The organism is Arthrobacter silviterrae (assembly GCF_011045165.1).
In the GTDB taxonomy this organism is placed as follows: Bacteria; Actinomycetota; Actinomycetes; order Actinomycetales; family Micrococcaceae; genus Specibacter; species Specibacter silviterrae.
The window spans coordinates 122,451-142,814 of the sequence record NZ_JAAKZI010000006.1 but is presented as its reverse complement, the minus strand read 5'-3'; the positions used below and the strand labels follow the sequence as shown (position 1 = coordinate 142,814).

Below are 20,364 nucleotides of genomic sequence, written 5' to 3'. Positions count from 1 at the left end.
TGTCATCGCCGTGGGCAAGATCGACTCGATGCTGGCCAAGGCCGTCGAGAACATCCCGGCCCTGATGCCGGTCGCCGTCGCGGCCGGGACGGCGCGCTTCGCCCGCGACCCGTCCGAATACGCCACCGCGGCGGCCGGCCCCGCGGCGGCGGGGCGTTCTGCCGGCGCGGGGACCACCCTGGCCAGCCGCGGGACCGGCGGCGCTGCCAGTGCGGGGACCGGCCTGGCCAACGCTGGGACCGGCCTGGCCAACGCTGGGACCTCTATTGCCACCACGCGGACCGGGCTGGCCAATGAGGGGACCGGTGACGCCGCCAGTTCAGGGACCACCGGGACAGTCGGGGTCGGCGCCGGCCCCCGGTACGGGCGCGGAGTGCAGCTGCACCTCGTCTTCTCCCACGCCGAGCAAGCCCAGGATGAACAGGAGGAACAGCGATGAACCAGCAAAGCACCACGACCATCCCGGCGGGGCCGGTGGACCCGGTCAGCACGGACCTCTCACGGATCCTGCGGGCCCTGAAACTCTCCGGGCTCAAGGACACCCTGCCCGAACGCCTCGTGCTCGCCCGCCAGCAAAAGATGGGCCACGCGGCGTTCCTGGAACTCCTGCTCGCCGACGAGCTCTCCCGCCGCGACTCGCGCTCCGCCGCCCTGCGCGCCGCCCGGGCCGGCCTGGACGCATCCATGCGCCTGGAAAGCTGGGATGACGCCGCGGACCTGAGCTACGACCGGATGCTCCTCTCGGACCTGTCGACCCTGGCCTTCGCCGAGGCCGGGCACTCCGTGCTCCTGCTCGGCCCGGTCGGGGTCGGCAAAACCCACCTCGCCACCGCCCTGGGCCACGCCGGGATCCGGCGGCGGATGAGCGTGCACTTCACCCGCGCCGACAAGCTCTTCACCCGCCTGCGCGGCGCCCGGCTCGATAACAGCCTTGAGGCCGAAATGCGGCGCATCGCCGCCGTGGACCTGCTCATCGTGGACGACTTTGCCATCAAGGCCCTGGACGCGACCGAGACGAACGACTTCTACGAAATCGTCATTGAACGCCACCGCCGCAAATCCACCATCATCAGCTCCAACCGCGAGCCCGCCGAATGGATGGCCATGACCGCCGACACCCTGCTGGCCCAATCAGCGATCGACAGGCTCACCCAGGGCGCCCACACCCTCGTCATCGAAGGCCCCTCCTGGCGCCAACGCAACACCGGAAACCGGCGCGCCACCCTTGACGAAAACAAGGAGAGCCGCAATGCTAAATAACACTAACGAGTGGTCCCATACTCGTGGCAACGCGGTGGTCCCATCCCGCTGGCAAGCGACATCCGGCGACGCCGCGATGAATGGATCAACGCCGGAATCTTCACCACCCTCGAACAACTCTGCCTGGAAGCCTACGACCGGATCACCGGCCTGGAACTCGAGAACCTCACCGTGGACGGGTGCATCGTCAAGGCACCCTGCGGAGGGGAACTGGCCGGAAAATCCCCGGTGGACCGCGGAAAACTGGGCACCAAACGTTCCGTCCTCACCGACGGCAAGGGCATCCCGCTGGGCTGCGTGGCCGCACCGGCCAACCGGCACGACTCCCCACTGCTGCGCCCCACCCTGGAAAAGCTCTCACGCTTCGGATTCCACCTGCCAGCGCGGATCACCGTGCACCTGGACGCCGGCTACGACAGCTCCAAGACCCGCACCCTGCTCACCGAACTCGGGTGCGAATGGGTCATCAGCACCAAGGGCGAACCGCTCCAGGCCGGCGCCCGCTGGGTGGTCGAACGAACCAACGCCTGGCACACCCGCGGCTTCAAGAAACTCCTGGTCTGCACCGAACGCCGGGCCCGGGTCATCGACGCCATGATCAGCCTGGCCAACAGCATCATCGTCCTGCGGCGCCTGATCCGCGAGGCCTGGCACACCCACCGATGGGACACCAGGCCCAAGCGCAAGCCCTAACGGTCAGGGCCTATTGGCGGATTTTCTTAGTATCTTGCATTCTTGCAAGTATTCATTGCGGAAACAGCTCAAAGTGACCTCTTTGCAGGTTTGTATCGACACCTGATCTGCTAGCGTGGTTCATCTGCTCGAACTGGCAGGAATTCCGGGTGGGTTCCCCGTGAGACGTGAGCTAGCAGAGTGTCGGTAATCCTGTACGTGGCGACTGTAGTCGCTGAAGAGCCGCACATGAGCGCGGTGTTGCTCGATCGGCTCGAATTGACGCAGCCGGCCTACTGCAGCTCGGCTCGACATGGAGGCGGATCACCCCACCTTTACCCCACGGAAACGATCGAAAAAGACCACATATGAGAACCTACGGCTGGTGTGATAAAGACCCAAAATCCGCGGAATATCAAGGAATTAACAACCGACCGCGATTGCCCAAAAATGTCCTCCTCTGAGAGGGTTTCCTAGGCTTGGTTGGCCCTGAGGATGACAGCAACCTCTGGCCCCTCAGGCACCATCTTTTTCATCGAACGCGACTGCAATGCTATGCGCCACCAAGCCGGGTGGTGATCAGGCGTGCCGTTTGTGCACAGGCCTCGCCGAGGGTTTGCAGCCGCTCCTGTGATACCCGAAATCGTGGGGCAGGGATCAGGACCGCGGCCACCGGGTCGCCGCGGTGGTCATATACCACGGCGGCCACTCCCACCTCGTCCAGTGAGGATTCGCCGTAGTTGGTTGCATACCCGCGGGTAGCGGCGTCCTTGAGCCGGAGAACGTACGCGTCGAGACTCGCTTCGTCCAGTCCGGGGTAGGAAACGGTGCCGTTGCGGAGCAGGGCGCGCACGCGATCTTCGGGCTCCTTGGAAAGGAACACCTGCACTGAGGCACTCATGGCGTCATGGTATCGGGCACCCAAAGGGGCGGTGTGCTTGACCTGCTGGGGACTGGCGATTTGTTCCACGCACATGGATTCGGAACCGTTCCACACCATCAAGGCGCTGGTTTCACCTGTCTGCTCCGTCAGCCGGCGCAGCAGGGGATAGGCAACCCGCCGCTCCTCCATCTCGGCCAGAAGAGGGCCGGCCACGGCGATCAGTCCCAGGCCCAGCTTGAACCGTCGGGAATCCGGATCCCTTTCCACCAGGTCCTCTTGTTCCAGCGTGGCAAGGATCCGGGAAACGCTGCTCTTGTGCATGCCCACGCGCTGGGCGATTTCGGTGACGCCAAGCAGTGGATCCTCGGCCGAGAAGCAGCGCAAAACGGCAATGGCATTGACTATCACCGAAGTGCCGCGAGATTCGGGAGTGACGGTGTCGTTGCGCGCCTTGGCTGCGGATGTCATCATGTCTCCATCCTTCCCTATTCCGCTGCAATTTAAATGCGTCCGCGGCGCCACCTTAGATTCGTGGCGCCGCGTATAACCGCTGGAGGGCTGGGGATTCAATCCCCGCCGGTGGGTGTTTGTGTGGTTAGGGGTTGATGATGTTGTTGGTGGGGCCGTAGCCGAATTTGGTGATGTTTTCGGCGTCGTTTTCGCCCACGACGAGGATGTCGTGTTCGCGGTAGCCGCCGGCGCCTGGCTGGTTGTTGGCCATGGTGATCATGGGTTCCATGGAGACGACCATGCCGGGTTCCAGGACTGTGTCGATGTCTTCGCGGAGTTCCAGTCCGGCTTCGCGGCCGTAGTAGTGGGAGAGGACGCCGAAGGAGTGGCCGTAGCCGAAGGTGCGGTTGGAGAGGAGTCCGTGGCTGATGTAGATCTCGTTGAGTTCGGCGGCGATGTCCTTGCAGATGGCGCCGGGCTTGATGAGTTCGAGTCCGCGTTCGTGGACTTCGACGTTGATGTTCCATAGTTCCAGGGAGCGGGCGTCGGGTTCGCCGAGGAAAAGGGTGCGTTCCAGGGCGGTGTAGTAGCCGCTGGTCATGGGGAAGCAGTTTAGGGAGAGGATGTCCCCTTGCTGGAGTTTGCGGGTGGTGGCCCAGTTGTGGGCTCCGTCGGTGTTGATGCCGGATTGGAACCAGACCCAGGTGTCGCGGACTTCCTGGTCGGGGAAGGTGCGGGCGATTTCGTGGACCATGGCTTCGGTGCCGATCAGGGCGACTTCGTATTCGGTGATGCCTTCGCGGATGGCTGCCTTGATGGCTTCCCCGCCGAGGTCCCCAATGCGGGCGCCGTGCTTGATGACTTCGATTTCCTCGGCGGACTTGATCATGCGCTGGCGCATGGCGGCCTGGGAGACGTCGGTGAGGGTGGTTCCGGGGAAGGCGGCCTGGAGCTTGTCGCGCAGGAGGACGGGGAGGGTGTCGTCTTCGACGCCGAGGCGGGTGGCCTTGATGCCGCGGCGGTTCAGGGCTTCTTGGATGCCGAAGTAGAAGTTGTCCCGGCGCCAGTCGGTGTAGACGATGTTGTCGCCGTAGCTGGTGCGCCAGGGCATGCCGGCGTCGATGTTGGCGGTGATGGAGACGGAGTCTTCGGGGGTGACGACGAGGGCGTAGGAGCGGCCGAAGTAGGTGAAGAGGTAGTCGGAGTAGTACTTGATGTTGTGGTAGCTGGTCAGGACGACGGCGTCGAGGTCCTTTTCTGCCATGATCCGGCGCAGGCCGCCGAGGCGGCGTTCGAATTCTGCGTCAGTGAACGTCAGGGGCGCCTTGGTGCCGTTGTGCAGGGTCTTCAGGCGCTCCAGTTCGGAAACGTTTGTCGCGATGGCCGGGGTGTTGATGGTCATTGTTGCTCCTTGTTGGTGTTGCATGTGCATAGTGAGGGGGGAGACTAGGGAGTGGCCGCACTAGTGCGACTGGAGGGGGTCCTTGGAGGTTTCCTTGGCGCAGGCCACCGCGATCAGGGAAACGACGGCGGCGGCCATCAGGTAGAAGCCCGGTGCCAGTTTGGACCCGGAGCTGGCAATCAACAGCGTTGCCACGAATGGCGCCGTCCCTCCGAAGATCGCGTTGGAGAGGTTGAAACTGACAGCAAAGCCGCTGTACCGGACCTTGGTGGGGAACAGCTCCGCAAGGAAGCTGGGCAGCGTGCCGTCGTTCAATGTCAACATGGCGCCGAGGAGGACTTGGACGAGCAGGATGACAACAAAGTTGCGGGTGTCCAGCAGCATGAAGGCGGGAACCGTCAGGAAGACGAAGAGAACCGATGCCGTGATGAGCACCTTCTTGCGGCCGAACCTGTCGGAGGCGAGGCCGGTCAGGAAGATGAATCCAATATAGGTGATGAGCGCAATGGTCGTGGCAACGAAGGACTCGGTCGCACCGAATCCCAACTCCTCACTGAGGTAGGTCGGCATGTAGCTGAGGATCACGTAGAAGCCGACGGCGTTCAGCAGCACGGCACCCACGGCCAGCAGCAGGGCCCTCCAGTGATTGCGGAAAAGCGCTGTGACTGGCGCCTTGATGACGTCGTCCTCTTTCTCCAGTGCGCGGAATGCCGGCGTGTCCTCCAGCTTGACGCGGATGTAACGCCCGATCAAGCCCATCGGGGCGGCGAGCAGGAACGGCAGCCGCCAGCCCCATTCGTTCATTTGTCCGGCGCTCAGGGTGACGGACAGGACGGCAGCGATGAGGGATCCGAGCAGCAGCCCGGCAGCCGTGCTGGCCGGGACCACGGCGGCGTAGATGCCTCGGCGGTTCGGCGGGGCGTACTCAACCAGGAACGCTGAAGCCCCGGCGTACTCGCCGGCCGCCGAGAATCCCTGGACCACGCGGACTACCAGCAGCAGGATCGGGGCCCAGAGGCCGATCGTGTTGTAGCCCGGGATCAAGGCGATGGCGAACGTCGCGGCCGACATGATCAGGATGGACAGCGAGAGTGCGTTCTTCCGGCCCACCTTGTCACCGATGTGGCCCCAGACGAAGCCGCCGAGGGGGCGGACAAAGAAGGAAACGGCAAACAGGCCAAATGTCAGCAACAGGCCCGTTTGCTTGTTCGCTTCCGGGAAGAATGCGCCCGCAATGGTCGCTGCCAGATAGCCATACACGGCGTAGTCAAACCATTCTACGAAGTTGCCGATGAAGCTGGCGCCAATAACCCTTCGCCGGGTGCTCTTGTCGAGGCCGGTGCCGCCGCCAGGCCGGGGCTGCCCGCTCATGCTCAACTGCCCGCCGGCGGCCGGCATCGTTGCCGTCCGGTCCGTGCTGGGGGATTTGTGATGTGTCATGGGTTCCACCAAAAATGTTGGGGTTGCATTCAATGCAACGCTGTTGCATTAGACTATGTGTGGCCCGGGTCACTGTCAAGGGTCTTGTGGGATGCAATTTGCAAGGGACGACGCAAATGCGCCGCGGCGAGAAAATACTCGCTGCGACGCATTTGGTGCAATGAATGAAATTGAGTTGTGTTCCTTCGCTAGGCGGGCACGCCCGCACGTTCGCAGGCCAGTTCCGCGGCCAGGTCGGCAACCAGGTCGTCGACGACTTGGCCGTGGAGCAGCGCGCCCTTGCTGGCGCTGGACCCGGCTGCCGAGGACAGGCAGCCGGTGGCCGGCGTGCGTTCCGGCATCACGGGAAGCCGGTCAAAGCGCGGCAGGATCGCAGCCGGGCCGTCTACCAGGCGGTCCATGGCAACCCTGGGGGGATCAAGGTGGAGCATGAGCGATGTCTCCAGCACGCCGCCATGTTCGATTTCCCAGCCGGGGAAGCCGTCGGGGTAGACCTGGGCCAGCGTCTCCTGAGTGACAAAGTCCCAGTAGGACAGGAGCAATACGCTCTCCTCCGCTCCGGGACCGATCCGCATATCCTCCAGGGCAAGGTCGATTCCTTCGTAGAGGAACTGGTAGTTTTCGAAGTGCCCGTTGATGAAGACCACGTGCCGGACGCCCTGGCTGAGGAAGGACTTGACCAGGTTCCTTGCCATGGCAATGAGGGAAGCGCCGTCGAGGCTGGTGGTCCCGGAGAGGTGATTGCCGCCGCCGGATTTCTGCTGTGACTTATATCCGTAACTGATGGGCTGGGCAACGAATGCACCCAAACGCTGCGCAACTGCCGCGGCGAATTCCGTGGACAGGATGGTGTCCGTCCCCAGCGGAAGGTGGGGGCCATGCTGCTCCAGCGAACCAACGGGGATTAGAACAACTGCGTCGCGGGATGCCAAGGCTTGACGGTAGGTGAAGGCGTCCAAGTCTTCGAGAAATACTGACCTGTCCATGCTGGTGATGCTCCTCTTTGAGTGGGGCGTGCAAGGCCTGGTTGCTGCTGGCGGGGGCCGCGGCAGCCGCATCCGGTGGGTGTTTGTGTGGTTAGGGGTTGATGATGTTGTTGGTGGGGCCGTAGCCGAATTTGGTGATGTTTTCGGCGTCGTTTTCGCCCACGACGAGGATGTCGTGTTCGCGGTAGCCGCCGGCGCCTGGCTGGTTGTTGGCCATGGTGATCATGGGTTCCATGGAGACGACCATGCCGGGTTCCAGGACTGTGTCGATGTCTTCGCGGAGTTCCAGTCCGGCTTCGCGGCCGTAGTAGTGGGAGAGGACGCCGAAGGAGTGGCCGTAGCCGAAGGTGCGGTTGGAGAGGAGTCCGTGGCTGATGTAGATCTCGTTGAGTTCGGCGGCGATGTCCTTGCAGATGGCGCCGGGCTTGATGAGTTCGAGTCCGCGTTCGTGGACTTCGACGTTGATGTTCCATAGTTCCAGGGAGCGGGCGTCGGGTTCGCCGAGGAAAAGGGTGCGTTCCAGGGCGGTGTAGTAGCCGCTGGTCATGGGGAAGCAGTTTAGGGAGAGGATGTCCCCTTGCTGGAGTTTGCGGGTGGTGGCCCAGTTGTGGGCTCCGTCGGTGTTGATGCCGGATTGGAACCAGACCCAGGTGTCGCGGACTTCCTGGTCGGGGAAGGTGCGGGCGATTTCGTGGACCATGGCTTCGGTGCCGATCAGGGCGACTTCGTATTCGGTGATGCCTTCGCGGATGGCTGCCTTGATGGCTTCCCCGCCGAGGTCCCCAATGCGGGCGCCGTGCTTGATGACTTCGATTTCCTCGGCGGACTTGATCATGCGCTGGCGCATGGCGGCCTGGGAGACGTCGGTGAGGGTGGTTCCGGGGAAGGCGGCCTGGAGCTTGTCGCGCAGGAGGACGGGGAGGGTGTCGTCTTCGACGCCGAGGCGGGTGGCCTTGATGCCGCGGCGGTTCAGGGCTTCTTGGATGCCGAAGTAGAAGTTGTCCCGGCGCCAGTCGGTGTAGACGATGTTGTCGCCGTAGCTGGTGCGCCAGGGCATGCCGGCGTCGATGTTGGCGGTGATGGAGACGGAGTCTTCGGGGGTGACGACGAGGGCGTAGGAGCGGCCGAAGTAGGTGAAGAGGTAGTCGGAGTAGTACTTGATGTTGTGGTAGCTGGTCAGGACGACGGCGTCGAGGTCCTTTTCTGCCATGATCCGGCGCAGGCCGCCGAGGCGGCGTTCGAATTCTGCGTCAGTGAACGTCAGGGGCGCCTTGGTGCCGTTGTGCAGGGTCTTCAGGCGCTCCAGTTCGGAAACGGACGTGGCGGCGGAGGAAGCGGTGACAGTCATGGTGACTCCTAGTCGGGGGTTGAAATGAGTGAGGGAAATAGGGGATTTCAGGCCAGCTGCGCCGGCTCCGGGATGTTTTCCGCGCAGGCGTCGCCGTGCTCTGCCAGCACGTCATCCTCATTCAGGCCGACGCGGATGCCCAGGGGCACTCCGGCCTTGATGCGCTTGCGAAAGCGCGGGTATCCGAGGGCGAAGTAGATCGCCGAGGAAGTGAGCGTGCCAGCCAGCCAGGAAAGGTCGACTCCGCCCATGGCCGTGGCGATGGGGCCCTGGAGCGCTGGAATTCCGCCGTACATGAACAGCCAGGTCATGACGATTCCGGCGAAGAAGGCGATGAAGGCTATCGGGTTGATGGACTTCAGGGACGTGGACTTCGAATCCAGGAACAGGTAGGAGTAGTCCTTGTGGTGACGTTCAAAGATGAAGTAGTGGACGGCCATGATGCCGCCCCAGGTGGCCACCCAGGCGACTATGGTGCCAAGCCAGGTGTCGAGGATCATCGCAAAATCCTGAGCGAACATGAAGGCGATGACTGCAATCATTGACAGGATGCCCACCAGGATGGAGAGCTTGCGGCGGGAGATCTTCACATCGAGCGCCTGGAACGCGACGCCGAAGGTGTAGAGGTTGATGATGTTGGTGGCAATCGGGCCGTGGATCACCAGGAGGATTACGGGGATGGCCATGGTGCCGAAATTCGAAACAATCAGCTCCCCGGGATCGGCTGAACCATTCTTGGTGGCGAGGCTGGCACCGAGGATGCCGAGCCAGACGACTGGCAGAAACTGGCCTAGAACGCTGACCAGGAACAGCTTGGCCGGCTTGACCTTGCGGCTGACGAAGCGGGAGTAATCGGGGGCGTATGTGAACCAGCCGATCCCCCATCCGATGCCGATGACAGTCATGATCGCGGACATGGCCGCGATGCGCGGCATGCCCTCCAGAACGTGGCCGGCGGGTCCGGCGTAGCCCCAGTTGATGTCAAGGTGGGTCCACGCGATGATGGACATTGCCACCAGGACGATGATCGTGGGCGGCATCGTGATGCGTTCAAACTTGGCGATGGCGCGGTATCCGCGGTAGCAAATCGCCACCTGAATGGACATGATTGCGGCAGCGACGAGGATGCGCACCGGAATGTTTTGCTGATGGGGGTCGACCCAGCCGATCATGCCGAACAGTGCCATAACCAGGTCCAGGATGACCCAGGTGTTCACGGCGGACCAGCCGATGGCGATGGTGGCTTGGATGGCGGCCGGCAGGTAGGCGCCGCGCCGCCCAAAGGCGCCGCGCGCCAGCAGCATGCCTGTTGCACCTGTTCGTTGGCCAAGGATGACGAAGAAGCCAAACCCGGCCATGCCGATTGCGTTTCCGACAATCAGCACGATCAGGGTGTCGCGCAGTCCAAGGCCAAGCTGGATCCCGAGTGCTCCGAGTATCCAGTTGATGGGGGCGACGTTGGCACCTGCCCAAATCCAAAACTGGCCGGAAAGCTTCGTGGTGCGTGCCGATTCGGGGATCGGTTGCAGCACATCTTCAACCTCGACGGTCGCGGATTCATGCGACCGAAATCTGGTGCGGTTCATGCGGGTCTCGATTCACTGCGTTGTGATGGGGAGTGCGAGCTTGAACTAGTTTATGGGTGACTTGGCCCACAACATAGAGACATTATGGATAGACTAAGGTGAAACTAAGCGACTAAATGTCATCCATCATTCGGGAGATATCAATGATTACGCTTGCCGAAGTTCTCGCCTCCCAAGCCATGTCAGCAGCAGACCCCTGGCTCTGCAGTAACGTGCCCGGCACACTGCAGCGCGTTGTTCGGTGGGTTCATTCCAGTGAAGTCCTCGAAATTGCCCCGCTTCTGCGCGGCGGGGAGCTGCTGCTGTCGGGCGGCGAGGCGTTGCTGGCCCTGCCAGCAAAGGAGCAGCGTGATTATGTCCGCAGCCTGGCGGGACGGAACATCGCGGCGCTGGCCGTGCAGACGGCCGGTCAGACGGCCACCTTGCCGGACGGGCTCATTGACGCAGCCAATGACCACGGGTTGCCGCTGATCGAGCTGCGCGCCGTTGCGCCGTTCGTCGACATTGCTGAGGCCGTAAACCGCCGGGTGGTCAACGAGCAGGCGGACGCCCACCAAGTCGTTGACGCAGTCTCGCGACGCATTGCCCGCCAGATCACCGACCGCGGCCCGCACTTGCCGGGCATCCTTGAGATGGTGGCCACGGCCTTGTCAGCGGAGGTCTCGTTGGCAGCTGCGGACGGCTTTCCGCTCGGCCATGCCGGCGGTCCCGTGGAGGGGAAATGTTCGACGGCGGAGGCTCGTATTGTCGTCGGCGGACAACTGGCCGCGCAGTTGACCTTGCGGTCCCCCTCCCCGGACCCGTTCCTGATGGAACTGGCGGCCGACCGTCTCTCGGGCATCTTGGGGCTGGCGCTGGCGCAGTCCTTCAGGCCCACGGCGGCTCAGGTGGCCGAGGCGCGCCTACTGGAGGCGGTGGTCGACGGTAGCGATGCTGCAATGGTCGAGGGCCTTTGGCTGCAGGCTGGGCTGCCGCCGGGCCAGGCCGCCGCCGTGGCCATCTTCCGATCGGCCGGAAGGGAAGCGGACTTCCCCGCCGTCGGACGTGCCTTGCGCGCCAGGGGAGTGGGCACCCGGTCCCACTTGAGGGACGGGGAGCTGGCTGTGCTGTTTGTCATGGCGCACGAGGATGCCCGTGACGCGCGGGGGAGGTTGCTAGCCGCCGCTCAAGACGCTATACGGGGATCCGAAATCTGCGGGGCTTTCGGTCCGACTGTGGCAGATGGCTTCGGCGCGCATGCCTCCCACGTGGAGGCCCAGGCCGTATTGACCCTCGGCAGGCCCGCCAGCGGGCGGGTGCTTGACGCGATGGACTTTTTGGGACGGCGGATCCTCGCGGCAGTGCCCGATCCGGCGTTTATGGGCCCTTACGTTTACTCAAATGTCGGGGAACTGCAGGAATGGGACAGAAAGCATGGCACGGCCCTGCTGGCCACGCTGGTTTGCTGGCTGGATTCAGGCTGCAACACGACAGGCTCGGCACAAACGCTGAACATTGAGCGGCAAACCATGCACAAACGCCTGAGCAAGATCCAGGAGCTGCTTGGCGGGAACCCGCGGACTTCCGGCAGGTTGTTTGACATCCACATTGCTGCCAGGGCGGCAGCCGCAGGATTGCCGGTAGCTGCCAGGGGTGCTTTCTAAAGGACGCTGCGGACGGTCTTTTCAAAGCTGGTGACGTGCTCCAGTGCCAGGCTCCCGGCTAGCTCGGAGTCGCCGTCGGCGATGGCCTCCAAGAGGTTGACGTGTTCGGCAATGTGCCCGGCCACGGACGGGATCTTGTCCAGCACGAGGCACCAGATGCGTGTCGCCAGGTTGTCGTAACGGATGAGTACATCCTCCAGATGCGGGTTCGCGGCGGCCGCATAGATTTGCCGGTGGACCATGATGTCGTAGCGCATGAGCGCCAACTGGTCAGCGCCGGCCGGATCCGAGGCCGCAATGTCTGCCGCCAACGTCCGCAATCTAGCCTTCATGCCGGCTGTCGCGCTTCGGGATGCCCGTCGGGCCGCCAGTGGTTCCAGGAGTTCGCGGATTTCGGAGATGTCGGCCAGTTCCGTGATGTCCACGCGCGTCGCGAAGGTGCCCCGGCGCGGGTAGGAAACGACCAGGTGGTCGCTTTCGAGCCTCTTGAGGGCCTCTCGGACGGGGGTGCGCCCTATGCCCAGTTGCCCGGCGAGTGCCTGGTCGTTAATGGCGTCGCCCGGGCGGATTTCCAGCATGATCAGCTGGTCGCGCAGGTGGCGGTAGGCCTGTTCGGAGAGCGGCAGGGTGGAGTCCCCGGCCACCTCTTGTGCCACGGCAAGGCTCATCGTGTCCCCTTTTCATCTCTGTCGTCCGCATCGTCCAGGATGTCCCGCGGCAGTTATTTCCACGAACCGCTTGACGATGGGTGATCTACAACATATTGTTGCACTCAATCTAATATATCAGTTAAGTATTAGTTCACTTTTAGTTGTGCATTACATCTAATTTGCAAAGGAGCAACCCATGGTAGATGTGCTCACCGGCACCCTGGCCGGCGTGGACGCCGAGGTCGACGCGGCCATTGCGGCGGAACTTGTGCGCCAGCAGTCAACGCTGGAAATGATCGCGTCCGAGAACTTTGCCCCGACCGCCGTCATGGAGGCGCAGGGCTCCGTGCTGACAAACAAGTACGCGGAGGGCCTTCCCGGCAAGCGCTACTACGGCGGGTGCGAGCACGTTGACGTGATCGAGCAGTTGGCCATCGACCGTGTCAAGGCCCTGTTCGGGGCCGAAGCCGCCAACGTCCAGCCGCATTCCGGTGCCCAGGCCAACGCCGCTGCCATGTTCGCGCTGCTAGATCCGGGCGACACCATCATGGGCCTGGACCTGGCACACGGGGGACACCTCACCCATGGCATGCGGATCAATTTCTCCGGCAAGCTCTACAACGTGGTTCCGTACCATGTGAATGAATCCGACATGATGGTGGACATGGCCGAGGTGGAGGCGCTGGCGCTTGAACACCGGCCCAGGTTGATCGTGGCCGGTTGGTCCGCTTACACGCGCCAGCTCGACTTTGCTGAGTTCCGGCGCATCGCAGACCTGGTGGGCGCCTATCTCATGGTGGACATGGCCCACTTTGCAGGCCTGGTCGCGGCAGGCCTGCACCCGAACCCGGTGCCCTTCGCCGACGTTGTCACCACCACCACGCACAAAACCCTGGGCGGCCCGCGCGGCGGCGTCATCCTCAGCCGCGAGTCCCTGGCCCGCAAGATCAACTCGGCCGTGTTCCCCGGCCAGCAGGGCGGGCCGCTGGAGCACGTGATCGCGGCAAAGGCCGTGTCCTTCAAGATCGCCGCTTCCGAGTCCTTCAAGGACCGCCAGGAACGCACCCTGGCCGGGGCCAAGATCCTGGCCCAAAGGCTGCTGGCATCGGACGTCGCCGAATTTGGGATCTCCGTGGTGGGCGGCGGCACCGACGTCCACCTGGTCCTGGTGGACCTTCGCAATTCCGAACTGGACGGCCAGCAGGGAGAGGACCGCTTGCACCGCATCGGCATCACCGTCAACCGCAATGCCGTCCCCTTTGACCCCCGTCCGCCGATGGTCTCCTCGGGGTTGCGCATCGGCACCCCGGCCCTGGCCACCCGCGGATTCGGCCCGGCCGAATTCACCGAGGTTGCCGACATCATCGCAGAAGCCCTCAAGGGTGAGCTCAGCGAAGAGTCTGCTGTCCTGCTGCGCGACCGTGTCAGTGTACTGGCCGAAAAATTCCCGCTGTACCCGCTCCTCTCGACCGAGTCCACCCCGAACGGAGTTGCCCCGTGACTACCGAACACCTGCCGGAACACCCGGAATTCCTGTGGCGCAACCCGGACCCCAAAAAATCCTACGATGCGGTTATCGTTGGCGGCGGCGGCCACGGCCTGGCGACCGCCTACTTCCTGGCCAAGAACCACGGAATGACAAACATTGCCATTCTGGAAAAGGGCTGGCTGGCCGGTGGGAACATGGCCCGGAACACCACCATCATCCGCTCCAACTACCTGTGGGATGAAAGCGCCGCCATCTATGAGCACTCCCTGAAATTGTGGGAGATCCTCCCCGAGGAGCTCGAGTACGACTTCTTGTTCAGCCAGCGCGGGGTCATGAACCTGGCCCACACCCTGGGCGACGTGCGCGAAAGCGTACGGCGGGTGGGCGCCAACCAGCTTAACGGGGTCGACGCGGAATGGCTGGACCCGAAGCAGGTCAAGGAACTGTGTCCGATTCTGAACATCAGCGACAACATCCGCTACCCCGTCATGGGGGCCACCTACCAGCCGCGGGCCGGCATCGCCAAGCATGACCACGTCGCCTGGGCCTTCGCCCGCAAGTGCGACGAACTCGGTGTGGACATCATTCAGAACTGCGAGGTCACCGGCTTCATCAAGGAAGGCAACAAGGTCACTGGCGTCCGGACCAGCCGCGGCACCATCAACACCGAAAAGGTGGGTCTCTGCGCGGCCGGGCACAGCTCGGTCCTGGCCGAGATGGCCGGCTTTCGGCTTCCCATCCAGTCACACCCCCTGCAGGCCTTGGTCTCCGAACTGCACGAGCCGGTGCACCCCACGGTGGTCATGTCCAACCACGTTCACGTCTACGTCTCCCAGGCCCACAAGGGCGAATTGGTGATGGGGGCCGGCGTCGACTCCTACAACGGCTACGGCCAGCGCGGTTCCTTCCACGTGATCGAGGAACAGATGGCCGCCGCCGTCGAGCTTTTTCCCATCTTCGCCCGGGCCCACGTGCTGCGCACCTGGGGCGGGATAGTGGACACCACCATGGATGCCTCGCCCATCGTGGGCACGACCCCGGTGGAGAACATGTTTGTGAACTGTGGCTGGGGGACCGGCGGGTTCAAGGGCACCCCGGCCGCCGGGCTGACGTTTGCGCACACCATCGCCACGGGCGCCCCGCACACGCTGAACAAGCCCTTCTCGCTGGAACGGTTTGAAACGGGCGCGCTCATCGATGAACACGGCGCCGCCGCCGTGGCCCACTAGTCCGGCCCCGAGAGTAGATAAGGAACACACAATGTTGTTGTTTTCATGCCCCAACTGCGGGCCGCGCAACGAAACCGAATTCCATTATGGGGGGCAGGCCCACGTGGCCTACCCCGAACACCCGGAGGAACTTTCCGACCGCCAATGGGCTGAGTACCTCTTTTACCGCCAGAACACCAAGGGACTCTTTGCCGAGCGCTGGGTGCACAGCACCGGCTGCCGCAAGTGGTTCAACATGGTCCGCGACACCGTCAGCTATGACATCAAGGCCGTGTACCGCATGGGCGAACAGCCGCCGGCTGGCCTGATCCCCGCCGGCACGGGAAGCACCTCCCCCACCCAGCATGCACCGGAAGGAGCAAAGCCATGACCGAACAGAACCAAGCCCGGCAGAACCAGCCCAACAGGCTCGCCGGGGGCGGCCGGATTGACCGCAGCATCACCTTGGACTTCACCGTGGACGGTGTCGGCTATTCTGGCCACCCGGGCGACACCGTGGCCTCCGCGCTGATTGCCAATGGCCGCCTGGCCGCCGGGAACTCGCTCTATGAGGACCGCCCCCGCGGCATCCTTTCCGCCGGCGTTGAGGAATCCAACGCCCTCATCAAGGTCACCGGCCGCTTCCCCGGACACGCCGCCGAATCCATGCTCCCCGCCACGGCCGTGTCCCTCGTTGACGGGCTCGACGTCGAATTCCTCTCCGGCCTCGGCAAGCTTGACCCCGTCGATGACGAAGCACTGTACGACAAAAAGTACGTCCACACGGACGTCCTGGTGGTCGGCGGCGGACCCGCCGGGCTTGCCGCTGCCCAGGCCGCCGCCAACACCGGGGCTCGCGTCATTCTCATTGACGACCAGCCGGAATTGGGCGGTGCCCTGCTCTCCGGCCGCGACGAGCACGTCAACGGCACCCCCGCCTTGGACTGGGTGTCCGGCATCGAGGCCGAGCTGCTTGCCAACACGGAATGCACGGTGCTGCACCGCACCACCGTGTTTGGCTCCTACGACAGCAACTTCCTTCTCGCCTTGGAGAACCGTACCGACCACCTGGCGGAAGATCCGGGCGGCGCCGTATCCCGTCAGCGCATCTGGCACATCCGCGCCAAACAGGTGGTCCTGGCCACCGGCGCGCACGAACGCCCGATCGTCTTTGAAAACAACGACCGGCCAGGCATCATGCTCGCCTCCGCAGCCCGCAGCTACCTCAACCGCTATGGCGTCGCGGCCGGTTCACGGGTGGTCATTGGCACCACCAACGACAGCGCCTACCAGCTCGCCATGGACCTGCTGGCAGCCGGGGTGGAGGTAGCCGCCATCGTTGACGCCCGCCCGCAGCTTTCCCCGCTGGCCGCCGCGGCCGCCGAGAGCGAGCACGTGCGCGTCATCAACGGCAGCGCCGTGGTCAACACCTCAGGCGTTTCCCGCGTCCACGGCGTCACGGTTTCGGCGATAGACGACGACGGCGCCCCCGTCGGCCGGATGGAGGAAATTGAGGCCGACCTCCTGGCGGTCTCCGGCGGCTGGAGCCCCGTGGTGCACCTGCACAGCCAGGCGCAGGGGAAGGTCCGCTGGGATGTGGAGCTGGCCGGTTTTGTGCCGTCCACCACCGTGAAGAACCAGCAGGTGGTGGGGGCCGGCCGCGGCAGCTACGCCCTGGCTGACTGTGTGGCTGAGGGCGCCACCGCCGGTTCCGTAGCCGCCGTCAACGCCGGATTTGCCACGGCCGGTGCCGTTGCCGCCGCGACTGCCGCTGCGGCCCGTCCGGCCCGCCCGGCGCAGCCCATGGGCCCCACCCGCGCCCTGTGGCTGGTCGGCGGGACGGAAGGGACGGCGTCGGACTGGCACCACCACTTCGTGGATTTCCAGCGCGACCAGAGCGTGGCCGACGTCTGGCGGTCCACCGGGGCCGGGCTGCGCAGCGTGGAGCACATCAAGCGCTACACCTCCATCAGCACGGCCAACGACCAGGGCAAGACCTCCGGCGTGAACGCGATCGGCGTCATCGCGGCCGCGTTCCGCCAACAGGGCACGGAGGTGGATCCCGACATCGGCGCCATCGGCACCACCACCTACCGGGCGCCGTTCACGCCGGTGCCCTTTGTTGCACTGGCCGGGCGCCAGCGCGGCGAGCTTTTCGACGCAGCCCGCCGCACCTCCATCCACACCTGGCACGAGGACCGCGGCGCCCTGTTCGAAGACGTGGGACAGTGGAAGCGCCCCTGGTACTACCCGCTGCCGGGCGAGGACATGGACGCCGCCGTGCTGCGCGAATGCGCCGCCGTCCGCGACTCCGTGGGCTACATGGACGCCACCACGCTGGGCAAGATCGAGATCCGCGGCAAGGACGCCGGGGAATTCCTGAACCGGATCTACACCAATGCGTTCAAAAAGCTCGCCCCCGGCTCCGCCCGCTACGGGGTCATGTGCACCCCTGACGGCATGATCTTCGACGACGGCGTTACCCTGCGCCTGGACGAGGACAGGTACTTCATGACCACCACCACCGGCGGCGCAGCCAAGGTGCTGGACTGGCTGGAGGAATGGCAGCAGACCGAATGGCCCGAACTGGATGCCACCTTCACCTCCGTGACGGAGCAATGGACCACCATCGCCGTCGTGGGACCCAAGTCGCGTGCCGTGTTGGCCAAGGTGGCTCCGAAGCTGGACCTCTCCAATGAGGCATTCAAGTTCATGACGTTCAAGGAGACGGTGCTGGCCTCCGGCATTGCGGCCAGGGTGTGCCGCATCTCCTTCTCCGGCGAACTCGCCTACGAGATCAATGTCCCGGCCTGGTACGGGCTCTCCACGTGGGAGGCCGTGACGGAGGCGGGAGCGGAATTCAACATCACTCCGTACGGCACCGAGACCATGCACGTGCTCCGAGCCGAGAAGGGCTACCCGATCGTCGGCCAGGACACGGACGGCACTGTCACCCCCCAGGATGCGGGCATGGAATGGGTGGTCTCCAAGGCCAAGGACTTCATCGGGCGGCGTTCCTACCAGCGCACCGATGCGGTCCGCGAAGGCCGCAAGCACCTGGTCAGCGTGCTGCCTGTGGACCACTCCATCCGCCTGCCGGAGGGCACGCAACTGGTAGAAACCGGCGTGAGTGTGAACCCCGCCTACGGGCCCGTCCCCATGGAGGGATTCGTCACCTCCAGCTACCACAGTGCCGCCCTGGGACGGTCCTTCGGGCTGGCCCTGATCAAGAACGGGCGAAACCGGATCGGCGAACGCCTTGTCGCCGCCGTCGGCTCCAAGCTCGTGGACGTGGTTGTTGGGGAAACAGTACTTTTTGATGCCGAAGGGAAACGCCGAGATGGTTAACACAACAGCAAACACTGAGGTTCGGGGGCTCCGCCGGAGCCCCGCAGCCCACCTGTGGACCGACTTTGCAGTCGGGTCCGTGGCGGGGGAGCGCGGGGTCACCCTGCGTGAAATCCCGTTCCAGACCATGGTCGGCATCCGCGTCGATCCGTCCTCCGAAGCGGGCCGGCGTATCGGCACAGTCACGGGCGGCCTGCCCTTGGCCTGCGGGAACGTCACGTCCGGGCCTTCCGGGCTGGCCGTGCTGTGGCTTGGGCCGGACGAGTTCCTCGCCATTGCCCCGGACAACGGCGGCGTCGACGGCGGCATCCTGGCCGCCGCATTGGTCGAAGCACTGGGCGAGAGCTCCGGCCAGGTGGTGGATCTGTCCAGCAACCGGACCACCCTTGAACTGGCCGGGCCCAGTGCCCGGGACGTATTGGAGAAAAGCTGCGCGGCGGACCTTCACCCGCGCGCCTTCGCCCCCGGAACGGCCATCACCACCGAAATCGGCAAGATTCCGGTGGTTCTGTGGAAGACCGGGCCGGAAACTTTCCAGATCTTCCCGAGGGCCTCCTTCGCCGACCACCTCGGCCGCTGGCTCCTTGACGGCATGGGCGAATTCGCCGCTGCGGGCAGCCCGACATGGCACTGAGCGTCCTTGACCTGTTCTCCGTTGGCATCGGGCCCTCTTCCTCCCACACGGTGGGCCCGATGCGCGCGGCCAGGCGTTTCGCCGACGGTCTGGCGCGCGACGGCGAGCTGGCCGGCGTCGTGCGAGTCAAGGCCGAGCTCTTCGGCTCCCTTGGCGCCACAGGACGCGGACACGGCTCCGACAAGGCCGTCGTGCTGGGGCTGGCGGGCCACGACCCCGAAACCGTGGACACCCACCGGGCGGACGACCTGGTGGCCGAGGCCGCCCTGGACGCGGCCCTGATGCTGGCCGGCACCCACAGGGTCGACTTCAACTTCAACGAAGACATCATCCTTCACCGGCGCAAGTCACTGCCGGCACACCCCAACGGCATGACGTTCCGCGCCATCGACCACCTGGGCGCCGTGGTGCGCGAGCGCAGCTACTACTCCGTCGGCGGCGGCTTTGTCGTGGACCAGGAAGCCGTGGGCGCCGATCGGGTGATCATGGATGAAACCGTGCTGCCCCACCCCTTCACCACCGCCGACGAGCTGCTGGCCACCTGCAAGAGGGAAGGCCTGTCCATTTCCGAGGTCATGCTCGCCAACGAACTGGTGTGGCACACGGAGGAGGACCTGCGCGCCAAACTGCTGAACATCTGGTCCGTCATGCAGGACTGCGTGACCAATGGCTGCAATGCCGGGGGCATCCTGCCCGGCGGACTGAAGGTGACACGGAGGGCGCCCGGGCTGCTGCGGGACCTGCAGGCCCCCGAGGATGCCGGCGACCCATTGCGGGCCATGGAATGGGTCAACCTCTTTGCCCTGGCCGTCAACGAGGAAAACGCCGCCGGTGGGCGGATTGTCACCGCACCCACCAACGGGGCAGCCGGGATCATCCCAGCCGTGCTGCACTATTACATGAAATTTGTGCCGGGCGCCAACGACGACGGAGTGGTCCGGTTCCTGCTGACCGCCGCGGCCATAGGCATCCTCTTCAAGCTCAACGCCTCCATATCCGGCGCCGAGGTGGGCTGCCAGGGCGAAGTAGGGTCGGCCTGCTCCATGGCCGCCGGCGCCCTGTGCGAGGTGCTCGGCGGGACCCCCATCCAGGCGGAGAACGCCGCCGAGATCGGCATCGAGCACAACCTGGGCCTGACCTGCGACCCCGTGGGCGGGCTGGTGCAGATTCCCTGCATTGAGCGGAACGCCATTGCCAGCGTCAAGGCAATCAACGCCGCACGGCTGGCCCGGCACGGGGACGGAAGCCAAAAGGTTTCATTGGACAAGGCGATCAAGACGATGCGCCAGACAGGAGCAGACATGATGAGCAAGTACAAGGAAACCTCCCGCGGGGGCCTGGCAGTGAATGTGATTGAGTGCTGAG

The 20,364-nt window shown here is 64.4% G+C and carries 15 protein-coding genes and 2 pseudogenes; 10 read left to right on the top strand and 7 right to left on the bottom strand.

Annotated elements, in window-relative coordinates; genetic code table 11:
- The 3 genes and pseudogenes from G6N77_RS05710 to G6N77_RS05700 form a co-directional block, all read left to right on the top strand.
- Positions 1–439: pseudogene (locus tag G6N77_RS05710) on the top strand (hypothetical protein); the annotation flags it as partial.
- The gene (gene istB / locus G6N77_RS05705; RefSeq protein ID WP_165181051.1) at positions 436–1,260 is read left to right on the top strand and encodes an IS21-like element helper ATPase IstB; all 825 of its coding nucleotides are present in this window, start codon (positions 436–438) and stop codon (positions 1,258–1,260) included. The pseudogene G6N77_RS05710 and the gene istB, both read left to right, overlap by 4 nt.
- A 51-nt stretch (positions 1,261–1,311) precedes the next feature.
- A pseudogene (locus tag G6N77_RS05700) lies at positions 1,312–1,953 on the top strand (IS5 family transposase); the annotation flags it as partial.
- Positions 1,954–2,485: 532 nt separating this feature from the next.
- Here G6N77_RS05700 and G6N77_RS05695 read toward each other — a convergent pair.
- The 6 genes from G6N77_RS05695 to G6N77_RS05670 form a co-directional block, all read right to left on the bottom strand.
- On the bottom strand, positions 2,486–3,283 hold the full coding sequence (locus G6N77_RS05695) for an IclR family transcriptional regulator (protein WP_370875261.1): 798 nt from the start codon (positions 3,281–3,283) through the stop codon (positions 2,486–2,488).
- A 127-nt stretch (positions 3,284–3,410) separates the two neighbouring features.
- Positions 3,411–4,667, bottom strand: coding sequence for an aminopeptidase P family protein (locus G6N77_RS05690; RefSeq protein ID WP_165181049.1), 1,257 nt, complete (start codon positions 4,665–4,667; stop codon positions 3,411–3,413).
- Between the two features lie 60 nt (positions 4,668–4,727).
- Positions 4,728–6,038, bottom strand: a complete 1,311-nt coding sequence (locus G6N77_RS05685; protein WP_240901718.1) for an MFS transporter — start codon at positions 6,036–6,038, stop codon at positions 4,728–4,730.
- A 257-nt stretch (positions 6,039–6,295) separates the two neighbouring features.
- On the bottom strand, positions 6,296–7,093 hold the full coding sequence (locus tag G6N77_RS05680; protein ID WP_165181047.1) for a creatininase: 798 nt from the start codon (positions 7,091–7,093) through the stop codon (positions 6,296–6,298).
- A gap of 91 nt (positions 7,094–7,184) precedes the next feature.
- Positions 7,185–8,441, bottom strand: coding sequence for an aminopeptidase P family protein (locus G6N77_RS05675; protein ID WP_165181046.1), 1,257 nt, complete (start codon positions 8,439–8,441; stop codon positions 7,185–7,187).
- Between the two features lie 47 nt (positions 8,442–8,488).
- Positions 8,489–10,027, bottom strand: a complete 1,539-nt coding sequence (locus G6N77_RS05670) for a purine-cytosine permease family protein (RefSeq protein ID WP_165181045.1) — start codon at positions 10,025–10,027, stop codon at positions 8,489–8,491.
- A 143-nt stretch (positions 10,028–10,170) separates the two neighbouring features.
- Between G6N77_RS05670 and G6N77_RS05665 the strand changes: the two genes are divergently transcribed.
- Positions 10,171–11,670, top strand: a complete 1,500-nt coding sequence (locus G6N77_RS05665) for a PucR family transcriptional regulator (RefSeq protein ID WP_165181044.1) — start codon at positions 10,171–10,173, stop codon at positions 11,668–11,670.
- Here G6N77_RS05665 and G6N77_RS05660 read toward each other — a convergent pair.
- Entirely contained in the window at positions 11,667–12,338 is a 672-nt protein-coding gene (locus tag G6N77_RS05660; protein ID WP_165181043.1) for a GntR family transcriptional regulator, read from the bottom strand. The genes G6N77_RS05665 and G6N77_RS05660 overlap by 4 nt on opposite strands.
- Positions 12,339–12,516: 178 nt before the next feature.
- Between G6N77_RS05660 and glyA the strand changes: the two genes are divergently transcribed.
- The 6 genes from glyA to G6N77_RS05630 are packed head-to-tail and all read left to right on the top strand — an operon-like array spanning position 12,517 to position 20,363.
- Positions 12,517–13,821 carry a serine hydroxymethyltransferase gene (gene glyA / locus G6N77_RS05655; protein WP_165181042.1) on the top strand — a complete coding sequence of 435 codons (1,305 nt, stop codon included), beginning with the start codon at positions 12,517–12,519 and terminating at the stop codon, positions 13,819–13,821.
- Positions 13,818–15,038 (top strand): sarcosine oxidase subunit beta family protein, encoded by a 1,221-nt coding sequence (locus tag G6N77_RS05650; RefSeq protein ID WP_165181041.1) that lies wholly within the window; start codon positions 13,818–13,820, stop codon positions 15,036–15,038. The genes glyA and G6N77_RS05650 overlap by 4 nt, the downstream gene beginning before the upstream one ends.
- A 31-nt stretch (positions 15,039–15,069) precedes the next feature.
- Positions 15,070–15,408, top strand: a complete 339-nt coding sequence (locus tag G6N77_RS05645) for a sarcosine oxidase subunit delta (RefSeq protein ID WP_165181040.1) — start codon at positions 15,070–15,072, stop codon at positions 15,406–15,408.
- On the top strand, positions 15,405–18,365 hold the full coding sequence (locus G6N77_RS05640; RefSeq protein ID WP_165181039.1) for a sarcosine oxidase subunit alpha family protein: 2,961 nt from the start codon (positions 15,405–15,407) through the stop codon (positions 18,363–18,365). The genes G6N77_RS05645 and G6N77_RS05640 overlap by 4 nt, the downstream gene beginning before the upstream one ends.
- Positions 18,358–18,999: a sarcosine oxidase subunit gamma gene (locus G6N77_RS05635; protein ID WP_165181038.1), complete on the top strand. Its 642-nt coding sequence runs from the start codon at positions 18,358–18,360 to the stop codon at positions 18,997–18,999. Before G6N77_RS05640 ends, G6N77_RS05635 begins: the two co-directional genes overlap by 8 nt.
- The gene (locus G6N77_RS05630; protein WP_165181037.1) at positions 18,990–20,363 is read left to right on the top strand and encodes an L-serine ammonia-lyase; all 1,374 of its coding nucleotides are present in this window, start codon (positions 18,990–18,992) and stop codon (positions 20,361–20,363) included. Before G6N77_RS05635 ends, G6N77_RS05630 begins: the two co-directional genes overlap by 10 nt.
- The last annotated feature ends 1 nt before the right edge of the window (position 20,364 follow it).

Coding starts and splice junctions, on each gene's coding strand:
- istB (WP_165181051.1), top strand. CDS start 436: ATGAACCAGCAAAGCACCACGACCATCCCGGCGGGGCCGGTGGACCCG.
- G6N77_RS05695 (WP_370875261.1), bottom strand. CDS start 3,283: ATGACATCCGCAGCCAAGGCGCGCAACGACACCGTCACTCCCGAATCT.
- G6N77_RS05690 (WP_165181049.1), bottom strand. CDS start 4,667: ATGACCATCAACACCCCGGCCATCGCGACAAACGTTTCCGAACTGGAG.
- G6N77_RS05685 (WP_240901718.1), bottom strand. CDS start 6,038: ATGAGCGGGCAGCCCCGGCCTGGCGGCGGCACCGGCCTCGACAAGAGC.
- G6N77_RS05680 (WP_165181047.1), bottom strand. CDS start 7,093: ATGGACAGGTCAGTATTTCTCGAAGACTTGGACGCCTTCACCTACCGT.
- G6N77_RS05675 (WP_165181046.1), bottom strand. CDS start 8,441: ATGACTGTCACCGCTTCCTCCGCCGCCACGTCCGTTTCCGAACTGGAG.
- G6N77_RS05670 (WP_165181045.1), bottom strand. CDS start 10,027: ATGAACCGCACCAGATTTCGGTCGCATGAATCCGCGACCGTCGAGGTT.
- G6N77_RS05665 (WP_165181044.1), top strand. CDS start 10,171: ATGATTACGCTTGCCGAAGTTCTCGCCTCCCAAGCCATGTCAGCAGCA.
- G6N77_RS05660 (WP_165181043.1), bottom strand. CDS start 12,338: ATGAGCCTTGCCGTGGCACAAGAGGTGGCCGGGGACTCCACCCTGCCG.
- glyA (WP_165181042.1), top strand. CDS start 12,517: ATGGTAGATGTGCTCACCGGCACCCTGGCCGGCGTGGACGCCGAGGTC.
- G6N77_RS05645 (WP_165181040.1), top strand. CDS start 15,070: ATGTTGTTGTTTTCATGCCCCAACTGCGGGCCGCGCAACGAAACCGAA.
- G6N77_RS05640 (WP_165181039.1), top strand. CDS start 15,405: ATGACCGAACAGAACCAAGCCCGGCAGAACCAGCCCAACAGGCTCGCC.
- G6N77_RS05635 (WP_165181038.1), top strand. CDS start 18,358: ATGGTTAACACAACAGCAAACACTGAGGTTCGGGGGCTCCGCCGGAGC.
- G6N77_RS05630 (WP_165181037.1), top strand. CDS start 18,990: ATGGCACTGAGCGTCCTTGACCTGTTCTCCGTTGGCATCGGGCCCTCT.